Annotated in this window: 16 protein-coding genes; all 16 read right to left on the bottom strand. The window is 51.8% G+C overall.

All coding sequences use genetic code 11. The features are described from left to right. Positions 1 to 64 precede the first annotated feature (64 nt). Positions 65 to 1,330 (bottom strand): competence/damage-inducible protein A, encoded by a 1,266-nt coding sequence (locus WKI47_RS01600; protein WP_340225423.1) that lies wholly within the window; start codon positions 1,328 to 1,330, stop codon positions 65 to 67. Positions 1,331 to 1,732: 402 nt separating this feature from the next. Further along, positions 1,733 to 2,308 (bottom strand): CDP-diacylglycerol--glycerol-3-phosphate 3-phosphatidyltransferase, encoded by a 576-nt coding sequence (gene pgsA, locus WKI47_RS01595; protein ID WP_340225422.1) that lies wholly within the window; start codon positions 2,306 to 2,308, stop codon positions 1,733 to 1,735. 177 nt (positions 2,309 to 2,485) lie between these two features. Then, entirely contained in the window at positions 2,486 to 2,977 is a 492-nt protein-coding gene (locus tag WKI47_RS01590) for a YajQ family cyclic di-GMP-binding protein (RefSeq protein ID WP_340225421.1), read from the bottom strand. Positions 2,978 to 3,173: 196 nt separating this feature from the next. Further along, entirely contained in the window at positions 3,174 to 4,286 is a 1,113-nt protein-coding gene (locus tag WKI47_RS01585) for a helix-turn-helix domain-containing protein (RefSeq protein WP_340225420.1), read from the bottom strand. A 61-nt stretch (positions 4,287 to 4,347) separates the two neighbouring features. Next, positions 4,348 to 5,115 (bottom strand): YmfK family protein, encoded by a 768-nt coding sequence (locus WKI47_RS01580; protein ID WP_340225419.1) that lies wholly within the window; start codon positions 5,113 to 5,115, stop codon positions 4,348 to 4,350. Positions 5,116 to 5,281: 166 nt separating this feature from the next. Beyond that, positions 5,282 to 6,055, bottom strand: a complete 774-nt coding sequence (gene ymfI, locus WKI47_RS01575; RefSeq protein WP_340225418.1) for an elongation factor P 5-aminopentanone reductase — start codon at positions 6,053 to 6,055, stop codon at positions 5,282 to 5,284. After that, complete coding sequence (yfmH, locus tag WKI47_RS01570) at positions 6,055 to 7,335, bottom strand: EF-P 5-aminopentanol modification-associated protein YfmH (protein ID WP_340225417.1); 1,281 nt, start codon at positions 7,333 to 7,335, stop codon at positions 6,055 to 6,057. The genes ymfI and yfmH overlap by 1 nt, the downstream gene beginning before the upstream one ends. A gap of 2 nt (positions 7,336 to 7,337) precedes the next feature. Further along, positions 7,338 to 8,624 (bottom strand): EF-P 5-aminopentanol modification-associated protein YfmF, encoded by a 1,287-nt coding sequence (yfmF, locus tag WKI47_RS01565; RefSeq protein WP_340225416.1) that lies wholly within the window; start codon positions 8,622 to 8,624, stop codon positions 7,338 to 7,340. A gap of 223 nt (positions 8,625 to 8,847) precedes the next feature. Next, positions 8,848 to 11,646 (bottom strand): DNA translocase FtsK, encoded by a 2,799-nt coding sequence (locus WKI47_RS01560; protein ID WP_340225415.1) that lies wholly within the window; start codon positions 11,644 to 11,646, stop codon positions 8,848 to 8,850. Positions 11,647 to 11,865: 219 nt separating this feature from the next. After that, complete coding sequence (locus WKI47_RS01555) at positions 11,866 to 13,548, bottom strand: ribonuclease J (RefSeq protein WP_340225414.1); 1,683 nt, start codon at positions 13,546 to 13,548, stop codon at positions 11,866 to 11,868. Between the two features lie 611 nt (positions 13,549 to 14,159). Continuing rightward, a complete protein-coding gene (gene dapA, locus WKI47_RS01550; RefSeq protein ID WP_340225413.1) occupies positions 14,160 to 15,044 on the bottom strand; it encodes a 4-hydroxy-tetrahydrodipicolinate synthase in 885 nt (294 codons plus the stop codon). 53 nt (positions 15,045 to 15,097) lie between these two features. Beyond that, positions 15,098 to 16,318 carry an aspartate kinase gene (gene dapG / locus WKI47_RS01545; protein ID WP_340225412.1) on the bottom strand — a complete coding sequence of 407 codons (1,221 nt, stop codon included), beginning with the start codon at positions 16,316 to 16,318 and terminating at the stop codon, positions 15,098 to 15,100. Between the two features lie 15 nt (positions 16,319 to 16,333). Next, a complete protein-coding gene (locus WKI47_RS01540; RefSeq protein WP_340225411.1) occupies positions 16,334 to 17,377 on the bottom strand; it encodes an aspartate-semialdehyde dehydrogenase in 1,044 nt (347 codons plus the stop codon). A gap of 181 nt (positions 17,378 to 17,558) precedes the next feature. Next, complete coding sequence (dut, locus tag WKI47_RS01535) at positions 17,559 to 18,005, bottom strand: dUTP diphosphatase (protein ID WP_340225410.1); 447 nt, start codon at positions 18,003 to 18,005, stop codon at positions 17,559 to 17,561. Continuing rightward, the gene (locus tag WKI47_RS01530; protein WP_340225409.1) at positions 17,983 to 19,248 is read right to left on the bottom strand and encodes a pitrilysin family protein; all 1,266 of its coding nucleotides are present in this window, start codon (positions 19,246 to 19,248) and stop codon (positions 17,983 to 17,985) included. Before WKI47_RS01530 ends, dut begins: the two co-directional genes overlap by 23 nt. Before the next feature lie 212 nt (positions 19,249 to 19,460). Further along, a complete protein-coding gene (locus WKI47_RS01525; RefSeq protein ID WP_340225408.1) occupies positions 19,461 to 21,563 on the bottom strand; it encodes a polyribonucleotide nucleotidyltransferase in 2,103 nt (700 codons plus the stop codon). Positions 21,564 to 21,655: the final 92 nt, after the last annotated feature.

Below are 21,655 nucleotides of genomic sequence, written 5' to 3'. Positions count from 1 at the left end.
GCGGTTCTTCCGTACCCTTATTATACCAAAGCCAACATTCGTGGTCAAACACGGAAGCCGTTGTTCAGTCTTGCTTTTCGGCTTCTACCAATCTTCTCCATAAGCGATACAGCAGTGTTTTAGTCGAACGTTTGCGTATGGTTTCCCGATTGCCTTTGATCCGAAGTTCGAACACTTCGGTTTTACCGCCTTTTTCAGCTATGCCTATATACACAAGCCCTGCTGGTTTGCGTTCGGAATAACCTGGACCGGCCACGCCAGTAACGGAAAGCCCAAAATCCGAATCGGCAATCATCCGAACCTGTTCCGCCAACACTTCCGCCACTTCGTGGCTGACGGCTCCAGGTGCGTCAGCGCCTTCCAAATAATCATGGGGCACGTTCAGCAGCTTTTCCTTCATTTCATTAGAGTAGCAGACAATCCCGCCACGCAGCATCGCTGCGCTGCCCGGAATCGTCGTCAGGCTCTGCATCACCATCCCGCCTGTGCAGCTCTCCGCTGCGCTGACGCTCAGACCCATATCCGCCATCATTTTGACGATTGTCTCTTCAATAGGAACATCTTCGCTCGCATACATATGCTCGGATAATCGACTTTGAATCTGAACCTCCAACGCCGTAAGCCTTCCGTTGGCCTCCTCGATGTTCTCTGCCTTGGTAGATAGACGAATCGCAACCTCACCCTCCTTGGCGTAAGGAGCGATCGTGGGATCGGTCTGCGCGTCGATTAGATCAAGCAGCTTATCCTCCAACGCCGATTCGCCGATGCCCGCAAATTTCAGAATACGCGAGTAGATCGGCATTTCACCCGTTAAAACCTGATGAAGTAACCAGGGCTTAGCTTGCTCCGCGAACATCGGCTTCAATTCGCTCGGTGGGCCTGGCAGCACGATATAATGGTGAGAATTCTCACTGATGGCGACGCCTACCGCAAGCCCGGTAGCATTCGGCAGCGGCGTACAGCCGTCGATCACAAGCGCCTGCCGTTCATTGTTTTCAGTCATCGGAACGCCCCGATCGGCAAAAAATTCCGTAAGCTTATCCATAGCCGGACGATCCGTGCGCAATTCGCGTCCAAGCACCTCGGCAATCGCATCCTTCGTCAAATCATCCTGAGTCGGTCCGATCCCCCCGGAGAAAACAAGCACATCCGCGCGTCCTTGAGCCTGCCGAATCGCTTCCTTCAGACGCTCTTTGTTATCGCCGACGACCGTTTGAAAATAAACATCGATTCCGATTGCGGCCAATTCCTGAGACAGGTACTGCGCATTCGTATTTACAATTTGCCCAAGCAAGAGTTCAGTTCCTACTGCGATGATTTCTGCTTTCATAATAGGTCACACTCCAGTGCAAAGAATAGTTAAAAGTTTTTATGCGTAGACCCAAAAATAGTCCAAGTGCTTATTCGTGTTCAAGCGAAGCATATAGCGGAGCGGAAAATTCAGTGAAGTGAAGGCTTTCTGAGAAAGCTACTTCGAAAGCAGATGCTGAAATGTTCGCCTTTCCAAATGCAACACGCGACCTAAAGCCTTTCGAATGAAAAGCACATCGCAAGCATACGCTAACGAATTTTCCGCGCAGCTTATAGCTTCCCTTACCAATAGGAATTTCTCTATCCTTCACCTATTTCAGCAATCGACGGTTCGTCGAATCCTGAAAGTTGATGCGTACGCATCACCTATTTCAGCAATCGACGGTTCGTCGAATCCTGAAAGTTGATGCTTACGCATCGCCTATTTCAGCAATCGACGGTTACGCACGAAGTAATCTACGCCTGTATAGGCCGTAACAATAACCGCTGCCCAAGCAAAAATATCCGCCGCCGGAATGCCCCACATTTCAAACGGAAGATTATTCAACAGCAACAAAGAAATCGCAACGATTTGCAATACGGTTTTAATCTTCCCTCCTGCGCCGGCTGCCATAACCGAGCCGTCCAGCAAGGCGATTTGGCGAAGGCCGGTTACGGCGAACTCGCGGCTGATAATGACGATCGCCATCCATGCCGCAAGCTTATCCATTTGAACAAGCGAAATGAATGCCGCAGAGACAAGCAGCTTGTCCGCTAGCGGGTCCATCAGTTTGCCCAGATTGGTAACCAGGTTACGACTGCGCGCAATGTACCCATCGATCCCGTCGGTGCATGAGGCAATGATAAAGATGATGCAGGCAATCAATTGCCCCCAACTCAGTTCGACCCCGCCCCAAACAAGCGGTTCCGGCAAAAACGGTAGCTCTACCAGAAGAAATACCATCATGATCGGGATCATAAAAATTCGACTTAGCGTGATACGATTGGGAAGATTCATTGTTTATCCATTCCTTCCGATCGGGTCTATGCCCGATATTCTCATTCTAAAAAAACGAAGACATGCCGTTACAAGTATAATATCCGAAACTTTTGGTGTCAAAACGCTTGCAAGCTACATTAAAACACCCTCCGCTTTCCGAAAGGAAAACGAAGGGCAATCGATTCTGTCTCGTATTTACTTGAAGTTGGTGAATTGCAGTTCGATCGTGAGATCGGCTTCGCGCAGCAATTTCATGACGGCTTGCAGATCATCTCTGCTTTTCGAAGTTACCCGGATCTGGTCGCCCTGGATCTGACTCTTCACTTTCAGCTTCGAATCACGGATCAATGTATTGATTTTTTTGGAGTTATCCGACTCGATACCGGATTTCAGCCCCATTTTTTGACGAACCGTGTTCAAAGACGCAGATTCGACTTTACCGAAGTCCAGGTTTTTGAACGGTACGCCGCGTTTGATCATTTTGGATTGGAGAATGTCGATAACGGCTCCCAACTTATACTCGTCATCCGAAACGATCGTCAGCGAATCTTTTTCCAATTCAAAACTGGTCTTGGTATTTTTAAAGTCGAAGCGGCTCGTAATTTCGCGCTCTGCCTGATCGATTGCGTTTTTGAGTTCCTGCATATCCATTTTGGATACGATATCCATTGAGCTTTCTGAAGCCATTGGTCCTCTTCCTTCCCGATAGTCACATTATTTTGAAACAACCTGCGAAGGGCTCGCGCTAGCGCGAACCCTCCGGGTGCATTCCATGATTTAATACCATGACCGCTTAAAATGTTAGGTTACGCCCACCGAAAACCCACTTGAACCGTGCGTGTTTCCGATAGACGTAACCCTTAAATCGAATACAGTCAAGCCACTAATTAACCAGATTGACTTTGAAGCGCGAAGTCGTTTTGCCGTCGGTAATCGGCTGGCCGTCGATGCGGATATCCGTCACCGGCGAATAGCCCGATTTGATATACAGCCCTTGAGCGTCCAGATCGAACGTCAAAGCTTCGCCGCCTTCTGTGTTCTGGTAGTACAGTTTCTCGCCGCTTGTGCTGCCGCGGTAGACTTCCAACCAACTCATGCCGCTCGCGTTGATCGTGACTTTGACCGTTCCGCCTTGCGAAGGTTGCGCGTCGAAGACGGTAGTCTTGCCTTCTTGTCCGGCAGGTGTTACGACCGTCGATCCGCTGGTATTGGGAGCGGTGCCGGTTGCGTCGGTGCCTTCTTCGCCTGTTTGTCCGGTCTCGTCCGTTCCCGGCGTCGCAGGGTCTGTCCCTTCGGTCGTCCCGGTCTCGGTTCCTTCGGTCGGCGGAGTCGTGTTGTCCGCCGGAGGCGTCGCCGTATCGGTGCCGTCGGCCGGAGGCGTTGCTGCATCCGTACCTTCCGGCGTATCCGTACCCGTTTCGCCGGTGGTTGTGTCCGTGCCTGGCGTCTGAGCCCCGCCGCCGGTTGTTCCCGGATCGGCAGTCTCTTGGCCAGCAGGCTCAGTCGTCGAATTGTCGGCCGGTTGCTGCGAAGTCGTTTCTTCGCCTGTGCCGGCTGTTTCCGGCGTGTCTTTGGTGTTGTTGAAATAAACAATACCCACGATCAGCAAAATCAAGATCGGGAACGTCCACATCAACGCGGTCGAAAGGCCTTTACTGCCTTCTCCCCGACTTCCGCCGCTGCGTGCGCCTCCCCCTCCGCTTGCCGAAGTGCGAGCGGAACGTTTGGTCAATACCGGTTCCATCACATTTTCAGGCTCGGCTGCCGGTACGTCCTTGGGATGGTTTTGCAGCAGCAACTCAGGATCAAGATCTACAGCTTCCGCATACGTTTTGATAAAAGCCCGTACATAGAAACTCCCAGGCAGAACTTTGAAGTCCCCCTGCTCGATTGCCTCCAAATAGCGTTTACGGATCTTTGTCATTTCCTGTACGTCTTCAAGCGACAGCCCTTTTTGCATACGGGCGTCTTTTAACTGTTGTCCCAAATCGGACATTCCGTTCATCCCCCCTCGTTGTATTCAAAACCGTCCAGATATCCGGTGCGGCTCAGATTCCCTAGATGTCGTCGGTATAGCCCGTAGCAAACGTGTCGTAAACGATCTCTTCATCCGGCGTGCTGCGCAGTTCAATGATCATATCAAACTGGGCATAGTCATAATCCGACTCGCGCATGAAAATATCCGGGTGCTCGATCACTTTTGTGCAAGGCATCGCCATAATCTCATTCAGCAATTGGTAGTGCTTTTCATTCGAACGGATCGTGCTGACAATCCCGTCAATGATAAATACATTATTCGGGTTCATCTCGTCTTCGGACATCTGACTACGTACCGTTTGACGCAACAGCGTCGAGGATACGAACGTCCAATGCTTCATCGCGCATACGCTGCCCGCAATGATCGATTCGGTTTTTCCGACTCTTGGCATGCCGCGCAGACCGATGACCTGATTGCCTTCGCGTTTGAACAGCTCTCCCAGAAAGTCGACTAACAAGCCAAGTTCATCGCGTGTAAAACGGAACGTTTTACGGTCATCCGAGTCGCGATCAATGTACCGGCCGTGACGTACCGCCAAAATGTCGACCAGCTTCGGTGGACGCAAAGCCGTCACCGTAACGCTGTCGACCTTTTTTAACATATCGCCGAGCAGTTGAATTTTCTCATCGTCCGTTGTCTCCAGCAGCATCCCCCGTGTGCGACCTTCAACACCGTTGATCGTGATGATATTGACTTCCAGCATGCCCAGAATCGACGCAATGTCCCCAAGAAGGCCCGGACGATTCTTATGTATGCGATATTCCATATACCATTGTTTGGTTTCCATGATCCATCTCTCTTCCGTATCACGCGCAATTTTGAAGCCTGAATCCAGGTCAAGGCTATACCTTCAACCTTCGTCTAATGATATTAAAAATGCCGTTTAAACGCAAGAAACAGATTTTTAATCTTTAGAAGCACAACGGAATCGGGTAAAGGTTGGACATGCTGACTCAGGTAATCCAACCTCCGTTGGGACTTAAAATCTGCCCCGTCATGTACCCGCATTCCGGCGAAGCAAGGAAATGCACGGTCTCTGCGATATCGCGCGGTTCGGCCAAACGGCCAACCGGAATTTCTTCCGCCAACGCATTTAATTCTTCATCCGACAACGTTTTGAGCATCGCCGTACGCACGGCTCCCGGAGCCACCGCATTTACCGAAACGCCCGACAGGGCGAGTTCTTTGGCAAGCGCCTTGGTAAAGGCGTTGATTCCTCCTTTTGCCGCAGAGTACGCAACTTCGCAAGAAGCGCCGCTGAGGCCCCAGACGGATGACATATTGATAATCCGCCCATACTTGCTGTATACCATATCTTCCATAAAAGCCTGGCTGCATAAAAAAGTCCCTTTGAGATTCACGTTCATCACATGATCCCATTCTTCATCCGTTACATCCTGCAACATGCCGTAATGCGCGACGCCTGCGTTATTGACCAGCACATCAGGCACAAATCCAACTGCCTTCAATTCATCACGCATTCGCAATACTTCAGCACGTTTGCTGATATCCGCTTTGGCGGTCAGCACTTGAACTGCGCCAAGCGATCTACAGCGGTCAGCCACTAAACGAACCGCTTCCTCCGACGTCGAATAATGCAGCGCTACCCGGCAACCGTCCAGCGCAAATCGCTCGGCAATCGCCGAACCGATTCCGCCGGAAGCTCCGGTAACGAGTACGCAGGTATCGGACGGCTTTCGCCGCCCTTTTTTCTCCGCGCCTGTCATTATGCGCCACGTACGATAGATACGGCGTGGCGATCCCAACGAATATGTTCGCGCAGACGAGCATTAACCTCGTCCAGCGTCATCTTTTCGTAAAGTTCCAACACCGTAAACAGATCGCCGCCGGCAAACTTGTGACGGGTGAATTCGTGTGCAATGTTCTCTGGCGAGTTAAGCATCCGCAGATAGCCGCCGATTTTCTTTTTACGGGCGCGTTCGAATGCTTGCTCGTCAAAACCTGTCTCAGACAGCTTAGCCGCTTCCTCCCGAATACGTTCGATCAACAGATCCGGATCACGCGTATCGCCGCCGATCACGGAGAACGCATACTCTGGCGTTGCCCGGAAATCGCCGCCGAAGCCATCCGTGATCAAAGCCTCTTCGTACAGCTTCTGGTACAACGGCGTACTGTTGCCCAGCAGCAGGTCGAGCATGACTTCGGTTGTCAGATCCAGCTTGACCAGCTCCGTTCCGCTCACCTTCGGCGCCGGATCTTTGAATCCGAAAAGGCACTTGGGCAACGACACCGGAAGATTCAACTCTTTGCGCTCTTGCGCTACTTGTTCCGGTTCCGGATCGAAGAAACGCTCGATTTCCGCTTGCGGGCCGTATTTTTTGGCATCCTGGTTGCGTTTAACCTGCCCGATTACCTTTTCCGGATCGACGCCGCCTACAACGAACAGCAGCATATTGCTTGGATGGTAAAACGTGTTGTAGCAGGCGTATAGCGTTTCTTTCGAGATCTCGCTGATCGATTCGATCGTACCCGCGATATCGATATGCACGGGATGTACGCTATACAGCGCTTCGATCAGTCCGTAATACACGCGCCAATCCGGATTATCCTGGTACATCTGGATCTCCTGGCCGATGATGCCTTTTTCTTTTTCCACATTCTCGTCCGTAAAGTACGGATTCTGCACGAAATCGACCAAAGTTTCCAGGTTCTCTTCGATCCGTTCCGTTGCCGAGAACAAATAAACCGTTTGATCAAAACTTGTAAATGCGTTAGACGAAGCCCCCTGCGTCGAGAACTTCAGGAAAACGTCGCCGTCAGGTTCTTCAAATACTTTATGCTCCAAAAAGTGGGCGATGCCGTCCGGCACGCGATGTTCTTCTTGTCCGGCAACGCGGAAACGGTTATCGACCGATCCGTAGTTCGTCGAAAAGGTCGCGTATGTTTTCTGGAAACCTTCTTTCGGCAGCACGTATACGCCGAGCCCGTTATCCAGTTTTTCATAATATAAAGTCTCTTGCAGATGCTCGTAGACAATGCGCTCCATCGTTATTCCCCCTCTTTTCCCGTCAAAAAGTAAATGGTGTCGAGCCGGAAATTTTCTGCCGCTTCGGCTACCTGCTGCGCAGTCATGCTCTCGACTTGCTCGATCAGCTCGGATACTGCGCGCTCCCGCCCGGAAATGCGCCCGCCGAAGTCATGATGGATCATCTGGAAAGCGGAATCGCGCACTTCGCGCAGATCATTGCCCAGCATGGCTTTGGTCTGGCTCAGTTCTGTTTCCGTAATTTCGCCGGCTTTCATCGCATCAAGCTGCACACGGATAATTTCGAGCGCGCGGTCGTAGTTACCGATTTCGATGCCCGATTGAATCGTGCCGAACGCCTTGTGCGGCTCGTATTGCGACGACGCATAGTAGGCCAAGCTCGCTTTTTCGCGCACGTTTTGGAACAGTTTGGAGTGCGGATATCCGCCGAGCACGCCGTTATAGACAAGCGCCGCCGCGTAACGGTCGTCCGCGTAATCGATCGACGTCTTGAATCCGATGTTCAATTTGCCCTGCGAGACGTCCATCACTTCTTTGACGATATGCGGGTTGCCGACTCCTTCATTTTTTTCGCTTCTGGCATACGTATACGGAGAATGTCCGGGTCCCGCCACGTCGAAGTGCTTATGCACAATGCTGCGTACTTCGTCCAATGTCGTATCGCCTACCACATACAGATCCAATGATGCTTCGGACAGCCATTGACGATAGGACTCGTGCAAAGCTGCCGCGTCCATAGCTTCCAGCGCTTCGCGTTTGCCGAGAGCGCTCAAACGGTAGGCTTCGCCTGCGAACATCTCCTCTACGCAACGGACGCCTGCATAGCGGGCTTTGTTGTTGATGATCGCATCGAGCTTTTTACGTACGTTATCGCGCTCGGCATCGACGAATTTAGGCTTGAACACGCCATTTTCCAAAGCAGGCCGGGTCAGCGTCTCGCCAAGGAATGCTAGCGAACTCTCCAACAGCGGCTCATCCGTGCTGACGAAAGCGTCGTTGATCGTATCCATGCGGAACTGCACGATCTGACTGCCGTCGCGTTTGTATACATCAAATCCGAATCCGGCTCCATACAGCTCTTCCAGACGCTCGCGGAACAAGATCGTCTCGGGATAAGAAGCATTGCCTCGGCGCAGCACAAACGGTGTCAGCGCAATAGGCGTTACGGTCTCTTCCTGAAGCGGGGCTCCGGCATATAAGGAAACGGCGAACGTTTTGAAGCGCTTGGTCGGCAATACATGAATCCGAATTCGACCTTCTGCTGCCCGTTCAAATCCTGGGGTACTCATCGTTATCACTCCTTAGACTTTTGGCGAATTCCGCTTGAATGTTTGTTGCTCTATCACTCTTTAACCATTCTTGACTATTTTATACTACGGTGAAGAGCGGAATCAACTGACGAGGCTTAGAGGAAAAAAAAGACTCCGATGCCGCGAAGGAGGTCAGCCTCCTTTTGCAGACATCGAAGTCTTATGCTTGAAAAGCAAATTCTGATTGGATTCAGCGAAGCGTTCAGGAACTTGCAGCTGCACGGCTCGCCTGAAGCTGCTCGATCGAGATCAGCACCTCGCGCGGCTTGCTGCCCTCGTACGGGCCGACGATACCGCGGGCTTCCATGGAGTCAACCAGACGCGCCGCGCGCGTGTAGCCCACTCTCATGCGCCGCTGAAGCAGCGAGACAGAAGCCTGCTTGGCTTCCACGACGATTTGCACGGCTTGATCATACAATTCATCCACTATCTCTTCCGGCTCGGCGTTGCTGTCATCGATCTCCGGAACAAGATCCGTATCGTACTGCGCTTCCGCTTGTCCGCTGCAAAAAGCTACGATCTCTTCCACTTCGTTATCGCTTAAGAAAGCTCCTTGTACCCGGACGGGCTTCGAGGCTCCCATCGGCATAAACAACATATCGCCGCGACCGAGCAGCTTCTCCGCGCCGCCCATATCGAGGATCGTACGCGAATCGACCTGGGACGATACGCCGAAAGCGATCCGGGACGGAATATTCGCTTTGATCACCCCGGTGATAACGTCGACTGACGGGCGCTGGGTCGCGATGATCAAGTGGATTCCCGCCGCACGGGCCATTTGCGCAAGGCGGGCGATCGCATCTTCCACATCCCCCGCCGCAACCATCATCAAATCCGCCAACTCGTCGACAATAACCACGATATATGGCAAAACAGCAGACGGATTGTCTTTCATCAACGTGTTATATCCTTCGATATTGCGCGTTGACGACTTGGAGAACAGTTCGTAGCGTTTTTCCATCTCAACCACGATCTTTTTCAAAGCCAGCGATGCCCGTTTGGGATCGGTAACGACCGGTGCCAGCAAATGCGGAATTCCGTTATAGATATTCAACTCGACCATTTTCGGATCGACCATCAGGAATTTCACTTCGTCCGGCTTCGCTTTGTATAAAATACTGGCGATGATGCCGTTGATACAGACCGATTTGCCCGATCCTGTCGCTCCCGCTACAAGCAAATGGGGCATCCGGGCCAGATTGCCGACGATCGTCTGGCCGGAAATGTCGCGACCGAACGCTACGGTGAGCTTGGAAGGCGCGTCGGCGAACACGGAGGTGTCCATGACTTCGCGCATCGTGACCATCGACACTTCGTTGTTCGGCACTTCGATCCCGATCGCGGACTTGCCCGGAATCGGCGCTTCCATCCGGATATCTTTGGCAGCCAGCGCCAGCGCGATATCATCGGTAAGACCGACGACGCGACTGACTTTGACACCGACATCAGGTTGGATCTCATACCGGGTAACGGCTGGGCCCCGAACCACTTCCAACACACGCGCGCGAACGCCGAAACTTTCGAGCGTCGTCTCCAGTTTATGTGCAGTCTGCATATAATCCGCTTGATTGGCCGAAGCATTTTCGTCTTCCTTGGGCAATGCAAGCAATTTGAGCGGAGGTAGTTTGTACGGCTTTGGCGGCGGCTTGATCGGAGCTTCCGCAAGCTCGCCGGCTGTTGCCGGAATCGAAGGATCACCCTCCGGCAGCAAGGCTTCAACTGATATACCGGCCGCAGAGGCTACGCCCCGTGTGTTGGCAATATCCTCTGTAGACGGTGGATTTGCAACTGCTGTCGGTGCCGCTGGATTTCCCTCAAAATCATCGGCGTCATCGTCTATGGTTACAGCCGCTCCATGACCAGACCCCGCTGTACGCGATTTCTCGGATCGGATATGTTCGAAGAAGTCTCGAATAATAGGGGCTTGCCGATCTTGATTAGATAGAGAACCGCTTGAGGCCCTATTCATATCAAGCGCAGCTTCATTTGTTTCGGCCGCCCCTTCTGGAGCTTCATTGCCTTGCCGTTCTTTCAACTCACTCGGCACGCGGTAAATACCCGTAATTTTAAAGCCTTCCCGTTGCGGTAAGTCTTCCATTTCTTCCGGTTCTTCGGCAAGCTTTTTCTTACGCCCTTTTAACGCTCTGGTTAAGCCACCACTTGATTCTTCGGGATTCTCTTCTTCGGACTCCGGAAGCGCAGCGCGGCGTTTCTCTTCGGCCTCCGCTTTTTCTTTGGCCCGAATTTCAGCTTTCTTCTCCGCTTCGATCTTGCGCTGCTCCGCGGCTGCCCGTTCTTCTTTCAGACGCTCTCCGGCAGACCGGGCGGCTTCACCCGCTTTACGGCGAATCATATTCATCAAATCGACGTACGACATCTGTGTAATCAGCATAACGCCAATAATCAGCAAGACTCCGGAAGCCAATTTTGCTCCAGTCATCCCGACCATCAGATACAGAAGAGACAACAGCAAACCTCCGAAGTATCCTCCCCCGATCGGTCTTAAAAACGGAGTCGTCTGGCTCATTTCTGCGTTTGGCGCGATTAAGGAACGATGCAAGTCTCCTTGCACGGCATTCAAAATCCCACTCGCGCTCATCTGTCCTTCCAGTTCGATATGACTCTGTGCTTCGCCGATGGAGAGCATCAACACTCCGGCCAGTGAAATCAATAGAACCCCTGACTTGCGCGCACTCCAACCATAAGGCAAGCCTCGGCGAATCATTAGATACAATCCCGTATAAATACCGAGCAAAGGAATCACCGCGTAAGCTTTTCCCAGCACCAATCCAAAGCCTGCGGAAAGCAGTTGGCCGATAAAAGCTTGTCCCGATAATCCAATCACCGATAACGTAATCAGCACAATGCCGTAAATTTCGTATTTAAGGGCGCTTGCAAGCGAACCCGTTTTCTTCTTTTTGCTTTTTGTTGATGTGCGGCTGCCGCTAGAACGAGCTTTACTGCTGCCAGTCCTTGTTCCCGTGCTTTTTTTCTGAGCCACTTCTATCCCCCCTGGCATTGACACACTCTTCCTATAATAGCACATAAGTTCGCCAAAAGGCAGAGAAAAACCTTCTTACGTCCCCGATCTCCGCACAAAAAAACCGCACTTGAGCAACTGTGTTATCCCGTCGATCACATGCAGAGGTTTTCGCTTATTAAATAAAACGGCGGCGTTGCAAAATACTCCGCAACGCCGCCTAAGCCAAGCTTTTTTTAATTATACTTCCATGATGATCGGCAGGATCATAGGACGACGACGCGTTTGGTCGAAAAGGAAACGTCCCAGCGAATCTTTGACACCGGATTTCAGCGAAGCCCATTCGTTGACATTTTCGCTCATCAGACGTTGCAGCGTGCTGGTCACGACACGGTTCGCTTCGTCCAGCAAACCTTCCGATTCCCGTACGTATACGAAACCGCGCGAGATGATATCCGGGCCGGAAACGATACGGCCGTCCTGCTTGCTAAGCGTAACCACGACAACCAGAATGCCGTCTTGCGACAGCAGTTTGCGGTCGCGCAGAACGATATTCCCGACGTCACCCACACCCAATCCGTCGATCAATACGTTGCCGGAAGGTACTTTACCCGCTTTACGCGCTTCCCCGTTCTGGATTTCCACGACATCGCCGATATCCACCAAGAAGATGTTATCCGGCTCTACGCCAACGGATTCGCCCAGTTGTGCGTGCTTGCGCAGCATCCGGTATTCACCGTGAATCGGGATAAAGAATTTCGGACGCATCAGGTTCAGCATCAGCTTCAGTTCTTCTTGCGAACCGTGACCGGATACGTGAACGCCTTTGTTCGATCCGCTGTAGATGACTTCTGCTCCCAAACGGAACAGCGCGTCGATGGTACGGCCAACGTATTTTTCATTGCCCGGTACCGGTGTTGCCGCGATGATTACGGTATCGCCTGGCAAAATGTCCACTTTACGGTGCGTGGAACGCGCCATACGGCTGAGTGCCGACATCGGTTCGCCTTGGCTACCCGTGCAAAGAATCGCCACGCGGTCCGCTCCGATGCGGTTGATTTCTTCCGGCTCGATGATCATGCCTTCCGGAATTTCCAGATAGCCCAGTTCCGAAGCGATCGATACGACGTTGACCATGCTGCGGCCGATGACTACGATTTTACGGTCGGTCGCGATTGCCGCGTTGACGACCTGTTGAATCCGGTGCACGTTGGAAGCGAACGTAGCCACGACGACGCGTTGGCGCGCTTTGCGGAAAATATCTTCCAGTACGACGCCGACACTGCGCTCCGAAGGCGTGAAGCCCGGCTTTTCCGCGTTTGTGCTGTCTGACAGCAGTGCCAGTACGCCTTTTTGGCCGATTTCAGCCATACGTTGCAGATCGGCGAACTGATCGTTAACTGGGGTGTGGTCGAACTTGAAGTCACCTGTATGAACCACATTGCCTTCCGGCGTTTCGATGCATACGCCGACGGAGTCCGGAATACTGTGGTTGGTTTTGAAGAACGTAGCGGTCAGCGAGCTGCCCAGCTTCAGTTCCGAATCTGCGTTGATCAAAATGCGTTTGGTTTCGCCAAGCAGGTTTGCTTCGCGCAGTTTGTTTTCGATCAGACCAAGCGTAAGCTTTGTTGCATACAAAGGCACGTTGAGATGCTTCATGACGTAAGGCAGACCGCCGATATGGTCTTCGTGTCCGTGAGTAATGATGATTGCTTTTACTTTGTCGCGATTTTCCGTCAGATAGCTGATATCTGGAATAACCAAGTCAATCCCGAGCATGTCTTCTTCCGGGAACTTGAGACCCGCATCGATGACAACGATATCATCTTCATATTGCACAACATACATATTTTTACCAATTTCGCCGACGCCGCCAAGAGCGAAGATACTTAACTTCTCCGCATTATTATTTTTTTTTGCCAAGATAGGTAAACCTCCTAATAAAGTCATAGTCTATTTGTTTTATAAAAGTTGGACATTTGCTATTTTTCCGGTTTTTAGCATAGCTCGAACAAAGGCTTTCACCGTTAACGATTCGAGAGGGCTTTTTGTACGCAAAAGCCGCTCGATATCGTCCGATCAAGCCGATGCACGAACCTCCGTCAAATACGGTTCGTGTTGTTTTTCTATAACCCGCACCCAGTCACTTGCGTCCATTATACATGAATGAAAACCCAAAATACAAGTCGAAAGCCCTGTCATTCCCTCTTGGTAAGGAGGGAAGCGAGAAGACTGCGAGAGAAATTCAGTTCAATTCGTTGTCTCACTCGGAAAATGGATGGGATTTAAATAAGGAGTTTTCCGAGTTCAAAGGCGTCTTGAACTGAATTTCTCTTTCCGTCTTCTCGCTTCCAGTTACGTTGGGCGCTTTCGAAACGGTAAGACTAAAGGCTGTCTTTGCAACCCTTCATCTTTGTAAAACTTGACTCTCTACCGTTTGCTTTGCTCGGAGACAAATCTTCCCCGAATAAAAAAACGCCGCTTCCATAAGGAAACGGCGCTTTGGTTGCAGTCAAATCTTGCAAGTTAAATCTTTAAGCAAAATCGGTCATGAAACGTTGGATATATGCTTTTTCGTCTTCTGTCGCATCAACAAGTGGCAAGCGGACACTGCCGACTTGAAGGCCGCGCAGCGTTAGGGCATATTTGACCGCCACTGGATTGGGTACCGGGTGCGGGCAAGCAAATAAGCCTTTGAATACGGGCAGTAGCGAGTGATAGATGCGTGTTGCTTCGCTAGCGTTGCCGCTTGCGTGCGCGGTGAGCATCTCGCTCATTTTCGCGCCGACTACGTGGCTGGCTACGCTGACGATTCCGTAGGCACCGACAGACAGCGCGGGCAACGAAGCGGCGTCGTCTCCGGAATAGATACGGAAGCCTTCCGGTGCGTTAGACGCAATATAGGCAACCTGATCCATCGAAGCGCATTCCTTGACCGCTACGACATTCGGCAACTCCGCAAGACGCAATGTCGTGGCTCCTTCAAGGTTGGAAGCCGTACGGCTAGGCACATTGTACAGCATAACCGGAAGCGTCGTAGCTTGTGCGATAGCCGCAAAATGCGCATACAATCCCGCCTGATTAGGTCGGTTGTAATAAGGCACGACCAACAGCAAAGCGTCCGCGCCCGCGCGTTCCGCCGCTTGCGACAGCTCAATACTGTGATGCGTATCGTTGCTGCCCGTTCCGGCGATGATCTTACAACGTCCCGCCGCATGGCGCACCGAGACTTCAAGAAGCTGGATCTTTTCTTCATCCGTCAACGTAGGCGATTCGCCCGTCGTGCCAAACACGACGATAGACTCTGTACGCTGCTGTTCAATCAACATATCGATCAGCGCAGGAACTTGATCCCACGCGACTTCCCCTTGCTTGTCGAAAGGAGTGACCATGGCAGTTATCAAACGTCCGAACTCCATTTTCCATTCGCCCCTTTTTCCTGCTTCAAGATCTCTCTATCTGCTTTTAAAAATTAACGGTGCAGTTCAAAACGGGTATGCAGCGCTTTGAGCGCTTTAACCATATCGTCTTTTTTCACTAACACCCAAATGGTCGTATTCGAGTCTGCCGATTGCAAAATTTGTACGTTTTGCAGGGTCAATGCTTCTACGATATGCGACATGATGCCCGGCACGCCGTTGATCCCGCCGCCGATAACGGATACTTTGGCGCATCCGTTCAGCGCACGTGGATCATAACCGATTGCCCGCAGTGCGGCCAGTGCGCGTTCCGCTTCCGAATCGAATACCGTGTAGACGGCACCGACCGGCGTAACGTTGATAAAGTCGACGCTGATTGCATTCTCGGCCATCGCTTTGAACACGTTCAACGACAACTGACCGCTAGGGTCAGGCTGCTCTACCGTAATTTGCGTTACGCCGTTCACATAGGCGATCCCGGTTACAAAACGGTCGATGACTCCGGCAGATACGTCGGCAAAGTTCTCAGGATGTGTAACGAGCGTACCTTCTTCTTCCGAAAACGTCGAGCGAACCCGAACCGGAATTTGCGCTTGCATCGCAATTTCCACGGCGCGGGGATGAATGACTTTTGCTCCCTGGTAAGCCATATTGCAGATTTCGGTATAACTTACAACGTCGAGCGGTTTGGCATCTTCAACCAAGCGTGGATCAGCGGTCAAAATGCCGTTTACATCCGTATAGATATCGACGATCTCCGCATGCAGGGCAGCGCCAAGCGCTGTTGCCGAGGTATCGCTACCGCCGCGGCCCAATGTCGTCAGATCGCCGTATTCGTTTTGTCCCTGGAAACCCGTAACGATGACGACGCTATGATCCTGAAACTCGCGCAAGATCCGTTCCGGACGCATTTCCAAAATACGTGCGTTACCGAAGTGGCTGTCCGTCATAAATCCGGCTTGTGCTCCCGTCAAAACGGTTGCATCTATGCCTTCCTGGTGTAAAATACCGCAAAGCGTAGCCGCGGAAATGATCTCTCCGCAACCCATGAGCAAATCTTTTTCCTTCGCAGGAAGCGACTTCCCGCTTGTGGAAGCCGCCCATCCCAGCAAGGTGTCGGTCGCATAAGGATCGCCGCTGCGTCCCATCGCGGATACAACGACTACCAGCTGATAGCCGGCAGCCAACTCGCGCTGAACATGACGGACGACGTGCGCTCTTGCTTCTTCCGAAGAGAGCGACGTTCCGCCGAATTTCTGAACCCGAATAGCCATGTTCTCTTCCTTTCGTTAGGCCTGCTGTGAACGTGCCGCGATAATTTCTGCGATTTGCACGGCATTCCATGCTGCGCCTTTAAGCAGATTATCCGAAACGATCCACAAGTTCAGACCGGTCGGCGAATCGAGATCGCGACGCAAGCGACCGACAAACACGTCGTTTTTACCCGCTGCATCGGTTGCAAGCGGATAAGCCTGATTCGCCGGATCGTCGACAACCGTGATGCCCGGTGCGTTTTCAAGCAGCGAGCGTACTTCCTGCAAGTCATATTCCGAACCTAGCTCGACATAGACCGATTCCGAGTGTCCGTACACGACCGGGATACGCACGCAAGTCGCCGTGACTTGAATCGATTCGTCGCCCATAATTTTTTTCGTTTCGTTAACCATTTTCATTTCTTCGTAGGTAAAGCCGTTTTCTGTAAACTTGTCGATCTGCGGTACCGCATTGAATGCGATTTGATGCTTAACCGGCAAAGAAGCGACTGGCAGCACATCCGGGTTTACAGGTTCTCCGTTCACAATAGCCTTGGTTTGACGGTTCAGCTCGGCAATCGCCTTTGCACCCGAACCGGATACCGCCTGATACGTCGAAACGATGATGCGTTTAAGGCCGTAGCGATCCTGGAGCGGCTTCAGCGCAGCAACCATCTGAATCGTCGAGCAGTTCGGGTTCGCGATGACGCCGTTGTGCTCGAAAATTTTCTCCTCGTTCACTTCCGGAACAACGAGTGGCGCTGTCGGGTCCATCCGGAATGCGCTCGTGTTGTCGATGCAGACCGTACCGTGCTTGATTGCTTCCGGTATAAGCACCTTGCTGACGTCGCCGCCTGCGCTGAACAACGCAATTTGTACGCCTTCAAAGCTCTCCGGCTTCGCTTCTTCCACCGTCACTTCTTGTCCCTTGAACTTGAGCTTGCTGCCTGCGCTTCTCGCGGACGACAGCAGTTTCAGGGTCTTGACCGGGAAGTTGCGCTCTTCGAGCAACCTAAGGATTTGTTCGCCGACGGCACCGGTTGCACCGACTACAGCTACGTTAAACGTTTCATTCGACATCTGGCTTGTCTCTCCTTTATATGGGGCAAAATCGCTAAACATCAAGGTTTGCATTGTGAATATCATAGTTTGTATCCAAATAAAATGCAAGACGTTCACGCCGGAGGCCAGTACTTCAAAAGCGAAAAAAAGCCCGCGGCTTCTTTACTGGAAAGAGGCCGCGGCTTCCCGCAAAAAAGTTCTATTTGCCTGTATGGCCGAAGCCGCCGGTTCCCCGAACGGTCTCCGACAACTCTTCGACTTCAGTTAGCTGGGTATCAGGAACTTCCTGGAACACCATCTGCGCAATCCGCTCACCGCGGGCAATCGTGAACGGCTCCTGGCCCAGATTAATCAGCAGAACTTTGATCTCTCCCCGATAATCCGCATCGATCGTTCCCGGCGAATTCAGGCAGGTAATCCCGTGCTTGAATGCCAAACCGCTACGTGGACGGATTTGGGCTTCAAGCCCACCGGGCATCGCGATCGCGATGCCCGTAGGCACAAGCGCACGCTGCATCGGCGCGAGCACCATTGGCTCCAGAACAGCGGCTTGCAGATCGTAACCCGCAGCAAGTTCCGTCATTTTACGCGGCAAAGCCAGATCTTCATTGCCAGCGAATCGTTTAATTTGTACTAGATGGGACAAATTCATCTCTCCTCAAAGCATTGATCGCACGATCGGAATTTCCGACCATGGCTACAGCGAACGGCTGGGCAAACAAATGATCGAGCGCAAGGCGGACATCCTGTTCCGTAACGGCTTCGATCTTGGCAATGGTCTCATCGATACTTTCGTGGCGTCCGAGCATCAGCTCGTTTTTCCCTAAACGGTTCATGCGGCTTCCGCTGCCTTCGAGTCCCATGATCAAGCTGCCTTTAAGCTGCTGCTTGCCTTTGAAAATCTCGGATTCGCTCAGACCGTTAGTCTGCACGTCTTGCAGAACTTCACGTGTCAATTGCAGCACGTCGGCGGTTTGTTTCGGCGCGGTTCCCGCATAGATCGTGAAGTATCCGCTATCGATATGGGCGCTGTGATACGAGTAAACGGAATACGCAAGTCCCCGCTTTTCCCGAATTTCCTGGAACAGCTTCGAGCTCATGCCGCCGCCGATCGAGTTGTTGAGCAATGCCATCGCATATTGGCGCGGATCATCATAGCCGAACCCCTGAAAAGCCAGGCAAATATGGTTCTGCTCGGTCTTCTTCTTCCGGTAGACAAGTCCACCGTCGAAGGACGGAACCGTGATGGCTTGTTCCACTCCTTGACGCTCGAATGAGCCGAAATGCTGTTCAAGAAGCTCGCGAACATCGTCCCCAAGATTGCCTGCAATCGCTACAATCGTATGGTTAATCGTGTAACGATCACGCATAAACCCCATCAAATCTTCGGACGACATGGATTCCAAATGCTCCTGCGTACCCAAGATCGGCATCGCAAGCGGATGGCCTTCGTACGCAGCCTCCACGATCAAATCATGAACCAGGTCGTCGGGATCATCCAAATACATTGAAATTTCTTCGAAGATTACGTTCTTTTCCCGTGACAGTTCCTCCGGATCGAACTTGGAGTTAAAGAACATATCAGCCAATGTATCCATGGCAATCGGAAGATGCTCATCCAATACTTTAGCGTAATAGCTCGTGTATTCTTTTGATGTAAAGGCGTTGACATTGCCTCCGATCGCATCGAACTGCTCTGCAATCTCTCTTGCATTGTAGCGATCTGTGCCTTTGAACAACATATGCTCGATAAAGTGCGAGATACCGTTATCGGCTTGCGTCTCGTTTCGAGATCCGTTTTTGACCCAGATCCCGAACGATACCGAGCGCGAACCCGGGATATGCTCGGCTACCACTCGTAGACCGTTGCTCAACGTATATTTTTCCAAAGCGTTATTCCCTCCCGTACACTCGACCCATAGATATCAGTTCAAATAAGCGTGCAAACTCTATGGTAGCAAATTTTTGCGTCGCACTCAACACAGTCTGGACATCGGCATTTCCGTCAGTCAAAGTCATGTCCACAAGACGACGTATGCATAAAAAAAGAGCCAGAAGCGAATTCTGTCTCTTTTTCGTTCATTTATAAAGGAAGATCGATTTACGATTTAGCAGGAGCATTATTGCTCAGCAGAATCTTATGCGACAAATTGACGCGGCCTTGCGCATCGATCTCTGTAACTTTGACTTGAAGCTTGTCGCCAACGGCTACGACATCTTCAACTTTGGCTACGCGCTCCGCAGCAAGCTGCGAAATATGCACGAGTCCGTCTTTGCCCGGGATCAATTCGACGAATGCGCCGAACTTCTCAATCCGGCGAACGGTACCTTCGTACACTTCGCCGACAACCACTTCGCGCACGATGTTTTGAATGATCTCGGAAGCTTTGTTGATCATGTCTTCATCATTGGAAGCGATAAACACACGGCCGTCCTGCTCGATATCGATCTTGACGCCGGTCTCTTCAATGATTTTGTTGATGATCTTACCGCCTGCCCCGATCACATCGCGGATCTTATCCGGCTTGATGTTGATGATGGTGATTTTCGGTGCGTATTTCGACATTTTTTCTCTAGGCGCTTGAATCGCTTGAAGCATTTGCTCCAGGATGTGCATGCGGCCTTCACGGGCTTGCGTCAAAGCTTCGGCCAAGATTTCGCGGCTGATGCCATCGATCTTGATATCCATTTGGATTGCGGTTACGCCTGCTTTTGTACCTGCAACCTTGAAGTCCATATCGCCGAGGTGATCTTCCATGCCTTGGATATCAGACAGGATCGAGACATGGTCGCCATCCTTAATCAGACCCATAGCGACACCGGCAACCGGTGCTTTAAGCGGTACGCCTGCGTCCATCATCGCCAGCGTGCTGGCACAGATGCTGGCTTGCGACGTAGAGCCGTTCGATTCCAATACTTCGGAAACGAGACGGATCGTGTATGGGAATTCGGTTTCCGAAGGAATAACTTTCATCAGTGCACGCTCACCGAGCGCTCCGTGTCCGATTTCGCGACGCCCTGGTGCTCTAAGCGGACGAGCTTCGCCTACGCTGAATGGAGGGAAGTTGTAATGGTGCATGAAACGCTTGGTATCTTCCGGGGAAACGCCGTCAAGCGTTTGCGAATCGCCCAGTACGCCCAGCGTACAGATACTCAGCGCCTGTGTTTGTCCACGTGTGAACAGACCGGAACCGTGAACGCGTGGCAGCAGCGCAACATCGGAGCTGATCGGACGAATTTCGGCCAAGCCGCGTCCGTCCGGGCGCACTTTGTCATGCGTAATCAGACGGCGAACTTCTTCTTTGACGATATCATGCAAAATTTCTTTGACGTCGTCCAGTTTGTCCGGCGTTTCCAAGTATAGATCGGAGAAGTGGGTCACGGCTTCGTCGCTCACAGCGTCGATTGCATCTTGGCGCGCATGCTTTTCCGCAATGCGTACCGCTTCGACGAGACGGGATGCAGCAAAAGCACGTACCGCTTCATTGACTTCAGCGTCCACCGCATGCAGCTTCACTGCCATCTTCGGCTTGCCGGCTTTTTCAACGAGCTGTTCGATACTCGCGACGATTTCCTTAACTGCGTCGTGACCGAACATAATCGCTTCCAGCATCACTTCTTCCGGAACTTCGTTACCTTCGGCTTCAACCATCATAATCGCGTCTTTTGTGCCGGCAACAACCAGATACAGGTCGCTTGCGTCTTGTTGAGCGAGCGTCGGGTTCACGACAAATTGACCGTCTACGCGTCCGACGGCCACGCCGCCGATCGGTCCGTCAAACGGAACATCGGAGATGCTGAGCGCTGCGGAAGTCCCGATCATCGCCGCGATTTGCGGTTCGTTGTCGTGATCCACGCTCATTACGATATTTTGAATTTGCACGTCGTTACGGAACCCTTCCGGGAACAACGGGCGAATCGGACGGTCGGTCAAACGACTTGCCAAAATCGCTTTTTCGCTTGGACGTCCTTCACGTTTGATAAATCCGCCCGGAATTTTACCTACCGCGTACATTCTTTCTTCATAGTTCACGGTTAATGGGAAAAAGTCGAGGTCTTTAGGCTGGTTGGAGGCAGTCACGGTGCAGAGCACGACAGTCTCGCCGTAGTGAACCATTACCGCTGCATTTGCCTGTTTGGCCAAACGACCGGTTTTAAGCGTAAGGGTGCGTCCCCCAAGCTGCATTTCTACTTGCTGTTCCATGAAACTCCTCCTCGGCTATTCTTCGATCATTCGTTAAGTATAAAAAACAACCTGGCTGCTGCCGTCGGCTCCAAAAAAGACCATACGGTTCA

The organism is Saccharibacillus sacchari, assembly GCF_037722395.1.
GTDB lineage: Bacteria > Bacillota > Bacilli > Paenibacillales > Paenibacillaceae > Saccharibacillus > Saccharibacillus sacchari_A.
The sequence above is the reverse complement of the archived record's forward strand: the minus strand, read 5'-3'. Positions and strand labels throughout refer to the sequence as shown.